Below are 14,169 nucleotides of genomic sequence, written 5' to 3'. Positions count from 1 at the left end.
TCAGTCTGGTTCGGATTCGTCGGCCACCGCCAGGGCGGCCAGACGCTCAGGTTGCAGCAGCAGGATCTCGCGCTGTTTGACCGCGATCACACCATCATCGCTCAGGCGACGCAGCACGCGGCTGGCGGTCTCCGGCGCCATGCGCAGGTAGTTGGCGATCTCGGTGCGGGCCATGGTCAGGTTGAAGCGCGTGGCGGAAAAACCACGGCGCGCGTAACGCTCGGACATGTCCAGCAGGAACGCGGCCATGCGTTCCTCGGTGCGGTGGTTGGCGGCCAGCGTGGCGACCTTGCCGATCTCCGCGCTGAGCAGGCTGAACAGCTTGGCCTGCAGCCCGGGCATGCGCGTGGCCAGCAGGCTCAGCTTCGGGAAGGAGATGCGGCACAGGTGCACCGTGTCCAGCGCTACCGCATTGCAGGGGAAGCGCGAACCATGGATGGCATTGAGGCCGATCACTTCGCCGGGCAGGCTGAAACCGAGCACCTGCTCGTTGCCCTGGCTGTCATCGACGAAGGTCTTGACCATGCCCGCGCGCACCGCGGCGATCGAATCGAACTGTTCACCGGCACGGAAGATGTAATCACCCGCATGGAACGGGCCGACATGATCCACCAGCACGTGCAGGTCACCCAGCGCGGTCTTGTCGTAGCCCTGCGACATGCAGGCATCGGAAAACGCGCAGGTGCTGCAGAAATGCAGGGCGTCGCCATCATCGGCGGCGGCGGGGTTCGGCGTGGCCTGGCCGAGGCGGCCGCGGGAAGGCGGAGTCAAGGACATCGAAGCGACACTCAAGCGATGGCGGCCGCCGGCCGGAAACATGCCGCCATCATACGCCACAGCAGGTGCCCTTCTTCGGCCAGGCGGAGCACGCGCCCGTCCCAGTGGGCCCAGCCGCGCGCCAGCAGCGGATCCAGGGCCGGCAGTGCATCGGCGAAGCACGCATCAAACGCGACGCCATTGCGCCATTCAAACGCCGCGGCATCGACGGAATGATCGCAGGCGATGCTCTGTGCCACCTCGGATGACAGTCGCTCCTGTTCAGACAGGATCAGGCCAGCCGTCACCCCGATCTGTCCGGACTGCAGGCGCGCCTGCCAGGCCTGCAGGTCGTCTTCCAGCCGGTAGAACACCTCGCCGATCTGGCTGCAGGCCGCCAGGCCCAGGCCGACGAAGTCGCTGCGGTCACGGCGTGGCACGCCGGCCAGGTCGCAATGGCGCTGCCCATCGCCCGGCCCGTTCGGGTCCGGCAGGTCGCCGCGCTGGTAGTGGTCACCGCCGATGGCCACGTAGCCGGCGTCGCGCAGCAGCCGCCAGGTCTGCAGCCACGTATCCGCAGCGGGCCGTTCGGGCACGGCACACGGTGCCGGCAACAGGATGCGTTCCGGTGCCTCGGCCAGGACTTCATGCACGCGCTCGATGAAGCCACCATCCTCCGCCGACGGCACGCGGAACTGGTAGTAGCGTGCAGTGAACCCGACCTGGCGCGACTGCGCCAGCAGGGTCGGGCCCGGCGCATCAGCACGGTCGATCACATTGAAACGGGTGCAGCCCACGGCGCGGAGCTGCGACGGTGGCAGCGTGCTGCCGGCATCCACCCGGACTTCCACCTGCGGCCGCGCCACGGTGCGCAGCTGCTGTGGCACCGCATCCAGCAACTGGCCCAACGCCACCGGCGCCAGCACCTCGGCCAGGCCGAGCTGCAGCACCATGGCCACCACCTCGCGATCATCGGCCAGTGCATCGGCCTGGCGCCGCAATGCGGTCAGCAGGGTATCCAGGTAGCCGGACGCGGCTGCCGCCTGCCCTGCCCGGCCGGCCTGGAAGCCCAGGGTCAGCCCGCGCGGGATCAGGTGCTCATTGCTGGCGCGCAGGGCGCCGCGCCATCCACTTTCGCCGAAGCCGGCACTGAACTGGTCGGCCGCCGGGAACAGCACGTGGCGGGGTTGCCGCAGCAATGCTGCCTGCAGCGCGGTGTCCTCACTCGGGTCGACGTGGAAGCTCATGGCAGACATCTTCGGGCGTCCCTCTTCGCGTTGCCCTGATTGAAATCAAGCGTGGTGCATCGGCGAGATACATGCGTGCCAGCGGCCGGCACGCGCACCCGGTAGTGCCGGCCGCCGGCCGGCAAACCCAGTTACCTGCCACGCGCACGATCGGCCGCAGCCGCATCGATCGCTTCGGGCAGATCGGTCTCGCGGTCGATCTGCGGGAAGTGGCGACGCTCCATCCGGCGGATCGCGAAGTGCATCCATGCCAGCGCCGTGGCCACCAGCACGAACAGCAGCATGAAGCAGCTGCTCCAGATACCCAGCGCATCGTTGAGCGCGCCGAACACGATCGGCAGGATGAAGCCGCCCAGCCCACCGATCATGCCCACCACACCGCCTACCGCGCCCACATGGTGCGGGTAATAGACCGGGATGTGCTTGTAGACCGCTGCCTTGCCCAGCGACATGAAGAAGCCCAGCACGAACACCAGCACGGTGAACATCACCACGCCGATGGCCAGGTGGAAATGGATCGGGCCATGGATGCCCTTCACCACGTACTCGGTATCCGGGTAGGCCAGCAGGAAGGTGCAGATGGCCGATACGCCGAAGGTCCAGTACATCACCCGCCGTGCGCCGATCCGGTCCGACATCCAGCCACCGACCACGCGGAACAGGCTGGCCGGGATGGAGTAGCAGGCCGCCAGCATGCCCGCATGGCCCACGTCCATGCCGTAGGCACCCACCAGGTAGTGCGGCAGCCACAACGCCAGCGCCACGAAGCCACCGAACACGAAGAAGTAGTACAGCGAGAACCGCCAGACCTGCAGGTTCTTCAGCGGAGCCATCTGCTCGGCGAACGGCACCGGCTTGACGCCGTCGCGGCGGCGCTGCTCGAGCGAAGGATCCTCCTTGCTGAACAGGAAGAACAGAATGGCGGTGACCGCCAGGGCCACCGCCCAGACCTTGGCCACCATGGTCCAGCCGGCCGCCACCATCACCAGCGGCGCCAGCAGCTTGGTCACCGCGGCGCCGATGTTGCCGGCGCCGAAGATGCCCAGCGCCGTACCCTGCTTGCTGGCCGGGAAGAAGCGCGAGACATAGGCCACGCCCACCGAGAAGTTGCCGCCGGCGATGCCCACGCACAGCGCCGCGAACAGGAACTGGGTGTAGGTCTGCGCGTAGGTCAGCATCCAGGTCGCCACCGCGCCACACAGCATCACCAGCACCATCACCTTGCGGCCGCCGAACTGGTCGGACCAGATGCCGAGGAAGACCCGGCTGATGGAACCGGTCAGCACCGGGGTGGCGATCAGCAGGCCGAACTGGGTGTCGCTCAGTCCCAGCTGCTCGCTGATCTGGATGCCGATGATGGAGAAGATCATCCATACCGCGAAACACACGGTGAAGGCGAACGTGCTCAGCCACAGCGCACGCTGCTGCTGCCCGGCACTGGCGGGGGCGAGGACCTGGTTCATGCAATCTCCTTTCTCAAGGGTCGGTCAGCCGTTCCCGGCTTCGGCTTCGGCTTCGATCTCGTCCAGCCCGCGCACCGGGTAACGTTCCTGCAGCTGCAGCAGGTAGGCCTGCACCTCGCGCTGGCGCACCTGCAGTTCCAGGTAGTCGCGGATCTGCGGCAGCACCGCTTCGAAAGGCTGCGGCTGGCCGTCCTCACGGGCGTCGATGCAGACCACGTGGTAGCCCCAGCGTGATTCCACCGGGAACCCCGCCAGGCCCTCGCGCAGGCGGAACACCTGGCGGTCGAACTCCGGCGTGGTCTGCCCGCGCTGCAGCCAACCGAGGTCGCCACCGTCGCTGCTGGAGGGGCACCGCGAGTGGCGCAGGGCGAAATCAGCAAACAGGTGCGGGGCCTGCTTCAACTCGGCCACCAGCCGCTCGCCTTCGTTGCGCGCGTCCAGCCGCCCGGCCACGTCATCGGCCGGTGCCGCCAGCAGGATATGGCGCAGGCGCACGCGGTCGGGCGAGCGGAAGCGTTCCGGGTTCTGTTCGAAATAGCGCTGGCAGTCCTCGTCGGTGGGCACGCGGTCTTCGATCGCGTCCTCGATCAGCTGCTGGATCAGCACTTCCTCGTCACTCACCCGGCCGCCCTCCTGCGCCTGCAGGCCCAGCCGCCGCACCTCCAGGCGCAGCAGCTCGCGCACCACCAGCGCACGCGCCGCCTCGGCCCGCGACTGCTCCGGGCGCATCGCCCGGTGGTGCTGCATCTCGCGGGCGATGTCGGCCTCGCTGATCGCGGTCTCGTCCACGTACAGCCGGCACGGCGCCGGCTGCCCGAGCGAGCGCGGCCCCTGCTCCGCTGCGTCGTGGTGGTGCGAATGGGCCTCGGCCGGAACCGGGGCATTGGAGTCGATCACGGTGATCGGCAGGAACTTCGGCAGGCTGCCCATGGCTTACTCCCGCGGACCGTAGCGCAGCGGGGCCTGGCGGCGGCGCACCACCTGGTACGGCCGCCACAGGTAGCTGATCGGAATGCTCCACACGTGCACCAGGCGGGTGAACGGCGCGATCAGGAACAGGGTCAGGCCCAGGAAGATGTGCATCTTGTAGACCCAGCTGACGCCCTCGATGTAATCGGCGGCGCCGGCACGGAAGGTGACGATGTGCTGCGCCCATTCGGCCAGCTGCACCATCACGCCACCGTCCAGGTGGCCGGACGAGATGCGGATGCTGTACAGGCCCAGGCACAGCTGGGCGAACAGCAGCACCAGCACCAACGTGTCACCGAAGCTGCCGGTGGCCCGCACGCGCGCGTTGAACAGGCGGCGCACCAGCAGGATGCTGATGCCGATGAAGCACAGCGCACCGAACACGCCGCCCACCACCATCGCCAGCATCTGCTTCTGCGAGGAGGTGATGAAGTGCTCGTACACCGCATGCGGGGTCAGCAGGCCCACCAGGTGGCCACCGAGGATGGCCAGGATGCCGATGTGGAAGCAGTTGCTGCCGATCCGCATGCCCTTGTCCGACAGCATCTGGCTGGAGCCGGTGCGCCAGGTGTACATGGCCTTGTCGTAGCGGGCCCAGCTGCCGATCAGCAGCACCGCCACGGCGATGTACGGGTAGTACTGGAAGGCGAATTGATGAAGGTAGTAGTTCATGGCTGGACCTCACGGTGCACGGGACGCCCGGGCGAGCGCGTCGGTGGCTTGCAGTCTTCGGCAGGGGCTTCGGCGCCGAAGCGCACCGCCTCCTCTTCCCACAACCGGTCCATCGCCTCGGCCGTGTCGTCGCGGGGTTCTTCGCTGGCGCGCTGCCGCAGCGCCTCCAGGTTGACCTTGCCGTCGCCGGCCTCCACCAGGATCTCCAGCAGCGGTACGTGCGGCAGCGTGCGTTCGGCCGCGCGCGCGGCCAGCATGCCGGCGATATGGCCGATATGGTGCAGCCATTCGCGGGCCTCCTCCTGTGGCCGGTGGGCCAGGAATTCCAGCAGCAGCGGCAGGTAATCCGGCAGCTCGCGCGCATCCAGTTCGAAGCCGGCACGGCGGTAGGTTTCCACCAGATCGACCATGGCCTGGCCGCGGTCGCGCGATTCGCCATGGATGTGTTCGAACAGCAGCAGGCTCATCGAACGGCCCCGGTCGAAGGTCGCCAGCCAGGCCGCCTGCGCGTCCAGCGGGTCACTGTCCAGCAGCTGCTGCACGAAGCCGCGCAGCTGCTGGCGACGGGCGGCGGGGAGTGCCGCCTGGTCACAGGCAGCCAGCAGTTCGTCGCCGTGCTGCCAGAGTTCATCACGGGGGTAGTCCAGCAGTACCCCGACCAGCTTGAGGACGCTCATTCCACCACCTCCTTGCGACGCCGGTGGTTGGGCCCGTTGTTGACCACGAAGGTGGTGGCCTTGCGCTGCCCGAACAGGTCGGCCGGGCTGTCACCGTTGCAGCCGTTGCCGAAGGTGAAGCCGCAGCCACCGCGCTCACCGAAGGCGTCGTTGGCATACTCGCGGTGCCCGGTGGGAATCACGAAACGATCCTCGTAGTTGGCGATGGCCAGGTAGCGGTACATCTCCTCCACCTGGGCGATGCTCAGCCCCGCCTGGTCCAGCACGGCGGTGTCCTCCACGCCGTCCACGTTCTTGGCCCGGCGCCAGGCGCGCATCGCCATCAGCCGTTCCAGCGCACGCACCACCGGCGCTTCGTCGCCTGCCGTGAGCATGTTGGCCAGGTAGCGCACCGGAATGCGCAGCGAAGCCACGTCCGGCAGCTCGCCACTCATGCCGATACGACCACGCTCGGCGGCGGACTGGATGGGCGACAGCGGTGGCACGTACCAGACCATCGGCAGCGTGCGGTATTCCGGGTGCAGCGGCAGGGCCAGCTTCCAGTCGATGGCCAGCTTGTACACCGGCGACTGCCTGGCCGCTTCCAGCCAGCTGTCCGGGATGCCTTCCTGGCGCGCAGCGGCGATCACCGCCGGGTCTTCCGGGTCCAGGAAAATGTCCAGGTGGGCCTGGTACAGGTCCTTCTCCGCAGCCACCGAGGCGGCCTCGGCGATGCGGTCGGCGTCGTACAGCATCACGCCCAGGTAGCGGATGCGGCCCACGCAGGTTTCCGAGCACACCGTCGGCTCACCCATCTCGATGCGCGGGTAGCAGAAGATGCACTTCTCGGATTTGCCGCTCTTCCAGTTGTAGTAGATCTTCTTGTACGGGCAGGCCGACACGCACATGCGCCAGCCACGGCACTTGTCCTGGTCGATCAGCACGATGCCGTCTTCCTCGCGCTTGTAGATCGCACCGGACGGGCACGCCGACACGCACGCCGGGTTCAGGCAGTGCTCGCACAGGCGCGGCAGGTACATCATGAAGGTCTTCTCGAAGGCGCCGTAGATCTCCTTCTGCACCTCGTTGAAGTTGTAGTCGCGCGAGCGCTTGCTGAATTCCGAACCGAGGATCTCCTCCCAGTTCGGGCCCCACTCGATCTTCTGCATGCGCTCGCCGCTGATCAGCGAACGCGGCCGCGCGGTGGGCTGGTGCTGGCTGTCCTTGGCGGTGTGCAGGTTCTGGTAGTCGAAATCGAACGGCTCGTAGTAGTCGTCGATCTGCGGCAGGTCCGGGTTGGCGAAGATCTTGGCCAGCATCCGCCAGCGCCCGCCGGCACGCGGCACCAGCTTGCCAGCGCGCGTGCGCACCCAACCGCCGTTCCACTTGTCCTGGTTCTCCCACTCCTTCGGGTAGCCGATGCCCGGCTTGGTTTCCACGTTGTTGAACCAGGCGTACTCGACGCCCTCGCGCGAGGTCCAGACGTTCTTGCAGGTGATCGAGCAGGTATGGCAGCCGATGCACTTGTCCAGGTTCAGCACCATCGCGATCTGTGCACGGACTTTCATCACACCACCTCCTTGCTGGCCGACACGGAAGCGCCCGCGGGCTGTTCATCGTCCAGCCAATCGATCTTGTCCATCTTGCGTACGATCACGAACTCGTCGCGGTTGGTGCCGCAGGTGCCGTAGTAATTGAAGCCGTAGGCCAGCTGCGCGTAGCCGCCGATCATGTGGGTGGGCTTGAGCACGATGCGGGTCACCGAGTTGTGGATGCCGCCACGGGTGCCGGTGATCTGCGAACCGGGCACATTGATGATGCGTTCCTGGGCGTGATACATCATCGCCATGCCCGGCATCACGCGCTGGCTGACCACCGCGCGCGCCGCAATCGCACCATTGACGTTGAACAGCTCGATCCAGTCGTTGTCGACGATGCCGGCACTGCGCGCGTCATCCTCGCTCAGCCACACGATCGGGCCGCCGCGCGACAGCGTCTGCATGATCAGGTTGTCGCTGTAGGTGCTGTGGATGCCCCACTTCTGGTGCGGGGTGATCCAGTTCAGCACGATCTCCTTGTTGCCGTTCGGGCGCTGGTTCAGCAGCGGCTCCACCGTGCGCGTGTTGACCGGCGGGCGATAGCTCATGAACGCCTCGCCGAAGTCGATCATCCACTCATGGTCCTGGTAGAACTGCTGGCGGCCGGTCACCGTGCGCCACGGGATCAGCTCGTGCACGTTGGTATAGCCCGCGTTGTAGCTGACGTTGTCGTCCTCCAGGCCCGACCAGATCGGCGAGGAGATGATCTTGCGCGGCTGCGCCTGGATGTCACGGAAGCGGATCGCCTCGTGTTCCTTGCCGACCGCCAGGTGGGTGTGCTCGCGGCCGGTGAAGCTGCCCAGCGATTCCCAGGCCTTCACTGCTACGTGGCCGTTGGTTTCAGGCGCCAGGTGCAGGATGACTTCGGCTGCGTCGATGGCGGTGGAAATGGCCGGACGGCCCTGGCTGACGCCCTCGTCGAGCACGGTATGGTTGAGCTTGCCGAGGAATTCGATCTCGTGCTTCGTATCCCAGTTCATGCCCTTGCCGCCGTTGCCCAGCTTGTCCAGCAGCGGACCCAGCGAGGTGAACTTGCGGTACAGGTTGGGGTAATCGCGCTCGACCACCGTCATCGACGGCATGGTCTGCCCCGGGATGGCCTCGCACTCGCCCTTCTTCCAGTCGGCCACGCCGAACGGCATGCCCAGTTCGTTGGGCGTGTCGTGCAGGGTCGGCACCAGCACCAGGTCCTTCTCAACGCCCAGCACGCCCGGTGCCATGTCGCTGACGGTACGCGCTACGCCCTTGAAGATGTCCCAGTCGCTGCGCGATTCCCAGGCCGGGTCCACCGCCTTGGACAGCGGGTGGATGAACGGGTGCATGTCCGAGGTATTGAGGTCGTCCTTCTCGTACCACGTCGCCGTCGGCAGCACGATGTCCGAGTACAGCGCCGTGGTGCACATGCGGAAGTCGAGCGTGACCAGCAGGTCGAGCTTGCCTTCCGGCGCCTCGTCGTGCCACTTCACTTCCTGCGGCTTGATCGCGCCCATCTCGCCCAGATCCTTGCCCTGCAGGCCGTGACGCGTGCCCAGCAGGTGGCGCAGCATGTATTCATGGCCCTTGCCCGAGGAACCGAGCAGGTTCGAGCGCCAGATGAACATCATGCGCGGGTGGTTCTGCTGCGCATCCGGATCGGCGAAGGCGAAGTCCAGCGAGCCGTCCTTGAACTTGCCCAGCGCGTAGTCGGCCGGGGCCACGCCGGCCGCCTCGGCCTCGCGCACCAGCTGCAGCGGGTTGCGGTCCAGCTGCGGGGTACTGGGCAGCCAGCCCATGCGCACCGCGCGCAGGTTGAGGTCGGCCAGGCTGCCGCTGTACTTGCTGGCATCGGCCAGCGGCGAGAGCAGCTCATCCACCTGCAGCTTCTCGTAGCGCCACTGCCCGGTGTTGAAGTAGAAGAACGACGTGCCGTTCATGTGCCGCGGCGGGCGGCTCCAGTCCAGGCCAAAGGCCAGCGGCTGCCAGCCGGTCTGCGGGCGCAGCTTTTCCTGGCCCACGTAATGCGCCCAGCCGCCACCGGTCTGGCCCACGCAGCCGCACATGATCAGCATGTTGATCAGGCCGCGGTAGTTCATGTCGTTGTGGAACCAGTGGTTCATGCCCGCGCCGACGATGATCATCGAACGGCCGTGGGTCTTGTCGGCGGTGCGGGCGAATTCACGGGCGATTTCAATCACCTCGGCACGCGACACGCCGGTGATGCGCTCCTGCCAGGCCGGCGTGCCCGGCACCATGTCGTCGAAACTGATGGCCACGTTGCCGCCGCCGAAGCCACGGTCCACGCCATACTGGGCCAGCAGCAGGTCGTAGACCGTGGCCACCAGAGTATCGCCACCATCGGCCAGGGCCAGGCGACGCACCGGGATGTTGCGTTCAAGCACGTCCTCGGCCGGGGCCGCGGTCCAGCCGTCGGTCTCGATGCCGCCGAAGTACGGGAAGCTGACCGCTTCGATACCCTCGTGGCCCTCGGCCAGGCTCAGCCGCAGGCGCGTATCGCTGCCGTTGCTTTCCTTTTCCTCGATGTTCCACTTGCCCTTCTCGCCCCAGCGGAAGCCGATAGAGCCGTTGGGCACCACGATCTGGCCGCTGCTCTCGTCATAGGCCAGGGTCTTCCAGTCAGGATTGTTGGCCTCGCCCAGGCCACCCAGTTCGCTGGCGCGCAGGAAGCGGCCCGGCACCAGCCGGCCATCCTCGCGGCGCTCCAGGCGCACCAGCATCGGCATGTCCGAGTACTGGCGGCAGTAGTCCTGGAAGTACTGCGAGGGCGAATCGACGTGGAACTCGCGCAGGATCACATGGCCGAAGGCAAACGCCAGCGCCGCATCGGTGCCCTGCTTGGGGTGCAGCCAGTGGTCGGTCAGCTTGGCCAGCTCGGAATAGTCCGGGCAGATCGCCACCGTCTTGGTGCCGTTGTAGCGCGCCTCGGTGAAGAAATGCGCATCGGGCGTGCGCGTCTGCGGCACGTTCGAGCCCCAGGCGATGATGTAGCGGCTGTTGTACCAGTCGGCCGATTCAGGCACGTCGGTCTGCTCGCCCCAGATCTGCGGCGAGGCCGGCGGCAGGTCACAGTACCAGTCATAGAAGGACAGGCAGGCGCCGCCCAGCAATGACAGGTAACGCGCGCCGGCCGCATAGGACACCATCGACATCGCCGGAATGGGCGAGAAGCCGACCACGCGGTCCGGCCCGTACTGCTTCACCGTGTACAGGTTGGAGGCGGCGATGATCTCGTTGGCTTCTTCCCACTGCAGGCGCACGAAGCCGCCCATGCCGCGGCGGGTCTTGTACGAGCGCGCCTTTTCCTTGTCCTCGACGATGCTCGCCCAGGCATCCACCGGAGCCATGCTCCTGCGGGCTTCGCGCCACAGGCGCAGCAGCGTGCCGCGGATCAGTGGGTACTTCAGGCGGTTGGCGCTGTACAGGTACCAGGAATAGCTGGCGCCACGCGGGCAGCCACGCGGTTCATGGTTGGGCAGGTCCGGGCGCGTGCGCGGGTAGTCGGTCTGCTGGGTTTCCCAGGTGACCAGGCCGTTCTTGACGTAGATCTTCCAGCTGCACGAACCGGTGCAGTTCACCCCGTGGGTGGAGCGGACGATCTTGTCGTACTGCCAGCGCTGGCGGTAACTGTTTTCCCAGTCACGGCCCTCGCTCTTGGCAAAACCATGGCCATCGGCAAAGGTCTGGGGTTCACGCTTGAAGAACTGCAAGCGATCGAGGAAATAACTCATCGTGGATCTCCCTTTGCGGACATCGGCATCGTGGCTGGGGTGTTCATTGGCTTCGGTGCATTGCTCGGGTTGTCAGCGTGGCTGCCCCTAGCAGGGGGTTTCAGCACCGTGCCGGTAGTACCACCACCAGGTCACGGCCAGGCAGGTGAAGTAGAAAGCGATGAATCCGTACAGCGCCATGTCCGGGCTGCCGGTCAACGTGATGGACGAGCCGTAGCTCTTGGGAATGAAGAAGCCGCCGTAGGCACCGATTGCGCCGGAGAAGCCGACCACGGCGGCTGACTCGATGCTGGCCTGGTGCCCGGCAGCGGCCTTGCCCTCGGCGCTGTCGTTGGCCGCCCAGCGCTCGTGCAGGGTGCGGAAGATCACCGGGATCATGCGGAAGGCGGTGCCGTTGCCGATGCCACTGAGCACGAACAGCGCCATGAAGCTGAGCAGGAAGCCGTTGAAGCTGCCGCCCTGGCCGTCGCTGGGCAGGAAGTGCAGCACGCCGAACACCGCAGCGATCATCAGCGCGAACACCCAGAAGGTCAGGCGTGCGCCGCCCCAGCGGTCGGCCATGCTGCCGCCGACCGAGCGCATCAGCGCGCCCAGCAGCGGGCCGATGAAGGCGTAGGCCAGCGGATTCACCTCCGGGAACTGGCTCTTGACCAGCATCGGGAAGCCGGCCGAGAAGCCGATGTAGGAACCGAAGGTGCCGATGTACAGCCAGCACATCAGCCAGTTGTGCTTGCGGCGGAAGATCACCGCCTGCTCGGCGAAGGAGGAGCGCGCACTGGTCAGGTCGTTCATGCCGAACCAGGCCGCGACCGCGCAGACGATGATGGCAGGCACCCAGATGAAACCGGCGTTCTGCAGGTACAGCGCCGCGCCCCCGTCCACCACCGGCTGCGGTGCGCCACCCAGCGCACCAAACACGCCCACGGTGATGACCAGCGGCACGACCGCCTGCGCCACCGACACGCCCACGTTGCCCAGCCCGGCGTTCAGCCCGAGTGCCAGGCCCTGCTTCTGCTTGGGGTAGAAGAAGGAGATGTTGGACATCGAGGACGAGAAGTTCGCCCCGCCGAAGCCGCAGAGGATGGCGATGACCACGAACACCCAGTACGGGGTGGCCGGGTTCTGCACGGCAAACCCCAGCCAGATCGTGGGCGCCAGCAGCGAGGCGGTGGACAGCGCCGTCCAGCGGCGGCCACCGAAGATCGGGATGACGAAGGAATAGAAGATGCGCAGCGTGGCGCCGGACAGGCTGGGCAGCGCCACCAGCCAGAACAGCTGGTCGGTGCTGAAGGGGAAGCCGATCTTCGGCAGGCTGATGGTCACCGCCGAGAACAGCACCCAGACCGCGAAGGCCAGCAGCAGCGAGGGGATGGAGATGACCAGGTTGCGGGTGGCGACCCGCTTGCCGGTGCGTTCCCAGTAACCGGCGTCTTCCGGCATCCAGTCGCTGATGACGCGGCCGGATCGGGCAGTGCTGGGGACAACAGGATCGCTACCGACGGTCATACATGGCTCCAAGGCTGTGGAATGACGTGGGTACTGCTTTCAAGTTGTAACCCGTCGTCACGCAGCCATTAGGCCGGGCATTGCCCTCGACGGGGTTGATCTGGATCAATCAGGGGCCGGTATCCACCCTGCCCCTGACAAATGTCAAACCGGTGACCCGGAACTGCTGCGGCGGCTCACGCCGCGCTGGCGCACGCTGTCGCGCACATCCACATCGAACTGCAGCTGCAGCGTGGTGCCGTCATCAAGGTACAGCGGGAAGGCCAGCCCGTCACGGCACGGCAGGCGCCCGGCCAGCGCTTCGACCGCCTCGCGCGGCAGTACCAGCCGGCAGTAGGTGCCACCGTCGAGCAGCACGGCCTGGTCGCCGCCATGCAGGGACACCGCCGTGCCCCAACCCCCATTGCCGCCGAACCGGGTCAGGTTCTCGACTGATTCGCCGGCCCGCAGCTGGGTTAGTTCGGCCTCGTCCAGGCGTAGTCGCATGGCTTGATCCTGCAGCTGCACCTTCATGAGGCGACATCCTCCCATTGGGCGGGCGTGTTGCAGTTGACCAGGGCGCTTTCGTCGGCGTGGGCCAGGCGTACGGTGTGTGCGCCCAGGCGATGTTGCAGGGCCTGCAGGGAACGCGGGCCAAGGGGGTCGTGGATCATGCTTTCAAGGACTGTACGGCTTTCATTGTCCACATTAAACAGCATTGGGAGCGGATGGCCGTCATAGATCGTGCAGCGGCCAGGATGGGCATCACGCAACTGCTGGAGCAGCCGGGGGGTGAGGCGTGGCGTATCCACCGGCGCCACCCACGCCGGGCCGTCAGGCATCTGCAGGGCGACGCTGTACAGCCCGCCCAGCGGACCGCAGCGGGCCACCCGGTCGGGGATGCCATCAAACGCCGGGTAGTGGCCACTCACCCAGACCCGGTCCGCGCCTGCGAGCATCAGCAGGCCGCGCATGTGTTCGAGCAGCGTGCGCCCCTGCCATGGCAGCATGGCCTTGTCGCGCCCCATGCGGCTGGACAGCCCGCCAGCCAGCACGATGCCGGCCATCGGCGCGTTCACCTGCGCGCTCCGGGCACGCGCCCATCACGGGTGGTGGGCGTGGTCATGGTCATGCACCGGGGTGTCGTCGGCGTGGCACAGGCTGCAACCCTCGGTCCACTCGCTGTCACCGTCCTGGTAATGCTCCTGCTTCCAGATCGGGCACTGGTGCTTGACCGCCTCGATCAGCTGCCGGCATGCACGGAAGGCTTCGTCGCGGTGCGGGCTTCCTGCGGCCACCACCACCGCCACCTCGCCCACCGCCAGGCGACCCTTGGCGTGGGCCACGTACAGCTTCAGCTTCGGCCCGAAAGCGGCCTGCACCTCGGCCGCCAGCCGCTGCACCTCGTTCAGCACCAGCGGCTCGAACAGGTCATAGCTGATGCCCAGCACCGGCCGGCCCTGGTTGAGGTCGCGCACCTTGCCGATGAATACGTCGATGCCGCCGAAGCCGGGATCGGATACCGCCGCAATGCCTTCGCCCGGATCAATCGCCGCCTGTGCGCGGTCGACCACCTTCGCGATCGTGGGATGGCTCAT

At 66.7% G+C, this 14,169-nt stretch carries 12 protein-coding genes; all 12 read right to left on the bottom strand.

Going from position 1 to position 14,169, the window contains the following annotated elements; genetic code table 11:
* The 12 genes from C1926_RS15340 to C1926_RS15285 all read right to left on the bottom strand — a co-directional run bounded on the left by C1926_RS15340 (position 1) and on the right by C1926_RS15285 (position 14,169).
* Positions 1 to 777 (bottom strand): helix-turn-helix domain-containing protein, encoded by a 777-nt coding sequence (locus C1926_RS15340; protein WP_079222080.1) that lies wholly within the window; start codon positions 775 to 777, stop codon positions 1 to 3.
* A gap of 11 nt (positions 778 to 788) precedes the next feature.
* A complete protein-coding gene (locus C1926_RS15335) occupies positions 789 to 2,003 on the bottom strand; it encodes a coproporphyrinogen III oxidase (RefSeq protein ID WP_108759775.1) in 1,215 nt (404 codons plus the stop codon).
* Between the two features lie 131 nt (positions 2,004 to 2,134).
* Positions 2,135 to 3,466, bottom strand: coding sequence for a nitrate/nitrite transporter (locus C1926_RS15330; protein WP_108759774.1), 1,332 nt, complete (start codon positions 3,464 to 3,466; stop codon positions 2,135 to 2,137).
* 24 nt (positions 3,467 to 3,490) lie between these two features.
* Positions 3,491 to 4,396, bottom strand: a complete 906-nt coding sequence (locus tag C1926_RS15325) for a peptidylprolyl isomerase (RefSeq protein WP_108746818.1) — start codon at positions 4,394 to 4,396, stop codon at positions 3,491 to 3,493.
* 3 nt (positions 4,397 to 4,399) lie between these two features.
* Entirely contained in the window at positions 4,400 to 5,107 is a 708-nt protein-coding gene (gene narI, locus C1926_RS15320; RefSeq protein WP_079222084.1) for a respiratory nitrate reductase subunit gamma, read from the bottom strand.
* Positions 5,104 to 5,784 (bottom strand): nitrate reductase molybdenum cofactor assembly chaperone, encoded by a 681-nt coding sequence (gene narJ, locus C1926_RS15315; protein ID WP_079222085.1) that lies wholly within the window; start codon positions 5,782 to 5,784, stop codon positions 5,104 to 5,106. The genes narI and narJ overlap by 4 nt, the downstream gene beginning before the upstream one ends.
* Entirely contained in the window at positions 5,781 to 7,331 is a 1,551-nt protein-coding gene (gene narH / locus C1926_RS15310) for a nitrate reductase subunit beta (RefSeq protein WP_108759773.1), read from the bottom strand. The genes narJ and narH overlap by 4 nt, the downstream gene beginning before the upstream one ends.
* Positions 7,331 to 11,086: a nitrate reductase subunit alpha gene (locus C1926_RS15305; protein ID WP_108759772.1), complete on the bottom strand. Its 3,756-nt coding sequence runs from the start codon at positions 11,084 to 11,086 to the stop codon at positions 7,331 to 7,333. Before C1926_RS15305 ends, narH begins: the two co-directional genes overlap by 1 nt.
* 87 nt (positions 11,087 to 11,173) lie before the next feature.
* Positions 11,174 to 12,592, bottom strand: coding sequence for a NarK family nitrate/nitrite MFS transporter (locus C1926_RS15300; protein ID WP_108759771.1), 1,419 nt, complete (start codon positions 12,590 to 12,592; stop codon positions 11,174 to 11,176).
* Between the two features lie 144 nt (positions 12,593 to 12,736).
* Positions 12,737 to 13,105, bottom strand: a complete 369-nt coding sequence (locus C1926_RS15295; protein ID WP_108759770.1) for a hypothetical protein — start codon at positions 13,103 to 13,105, stop codon at positions 12,737 to 12,739.
* Positions 13,102 to 13,638, bottom strand: coding sequence for a molybdenum cofactor guanylyltransferase (locus C1926_RS15290; RefSeq protein ID WP_108760723.1), 537 nt, complete (start codon positions 13,636 to 13,638; stop codon positions 13,102 to 13,104). The genes C1926_RS15295 and C1926_RS15290 overlap by 4 nt, the downstream gene beginning before the upstream one ends.
* 36 nt (positions 13,639 to 13,674) lie before the next feature.
* A complete protein-coding gene (locus C1926_RS15285) occupies positions 13,675 to 14,169 on the bottom strand; it encodes a molybdenum cofactor biosynthesis protein MoaE (RefSeq protein WP_108759769.1) in 495 nt (164 codons plus the stop codon).

It is taken from the genome of Stenotrophomonas sp. ZAC14A_NAIMI4_1, from assembly GCF_003086915.1.
GTDB lineage: Bacteria > Pseudomonadota > Gammaproteobacteria > Xanthomonadales > Xanthomonadaceae > Stenotrophomonas.
This window is presented reverse-complemented; position numbering and strand designations above follow the sequence as displayed.

Excerpts from the sequence above, each read along its gene's own strand:
- C1926_RS15340 (WP_079222080.1), bottom strand. The coding sequence starts at position 777 with ATGTCCTTGACTCCGCCTTCCCGCGGCCGCCTCGGCCAGGCCACGCCG.
- C1926_RS15335 (WP_108759775.1), bottom strand. The coding sequence starts at position 2,003 with ATGAGCTTCCACGTCGACCCGAGTGAGGACACCGCGCTGCAGGCAGCA.
- C1926_RS15330 (WP_108759774.1), bottom strand. The coding sequence starts at position 3,466 with ATGAACCAGGTCCTCGCCCCCGCCAGTGCCGGGCAGCAGCAGCGTGCG.
- C1926_RS15325 (WP_108746818.1), bottom strand. The coding sequence starts at position 4,396 with ATGGGCAGCCTGCCGAAGTTCCTGCCGATCACCGTGATCGACTCCAAT.
- narI (WP_079222084.1), bottom strand. The coding sequence starts at position 5,107 with ATGAACTACTACCTTCATCAATTCGCCTTCCAGTACTACCCGTACATC.
- narJ (WP_079222085.1), bottom strand. The coding sequence starts at position 5,784 with ATGAGCGTCCTCAAGCTGGTCGGGGTACTGCTGGACTACCCCCGTGAT.
- narH (WP_108759773.1), bottom strand. The coding sequence starts at position 7,331 with ATGAAAGTCCGTGCACAGATCGCGATGGTGCTGAACCTGGACAAGTGC.
- C1926_RS15305 (WP_108759772.1), bottom strand. The coding sequence starts at position 11,086 with ATGAGTTATTTCCTCGATCGCTTGCAGTTCTTCAAGCGTGAACCCCAG.
- C1926_RS15300 (WP_108759771.1), bottom strand. The coding sequence starts at position 12,592 with ATGACCGTCGGTAGCGATCCTGTTGTCCCCAGCACTGCCCGATCCGGC.
- C1926_RS15295 (WP_108759770.1), bottom strand. The coding sequence starts at position 13,105 with ATGAAGGTGCAGCTGCAGGATCAAGCCATGCGACTACGCCTGGACGAG.
- C1926_RS15290 (WP_108760723.1), bottom strand. The coding sequence starts at position 13,638 with ATGGCCGGCATCGTGCTGGCTGGCGGGCTGTCCAGCCGCATGGGGCGC.
- C1926_RS15285 (WP_108759769.1), bottom strand. The coding sequence starts at position 14,169 with ATGAGCCATCCCACGATCGCGAAGGTGGTCGACCGCGCACAGGCGGCG.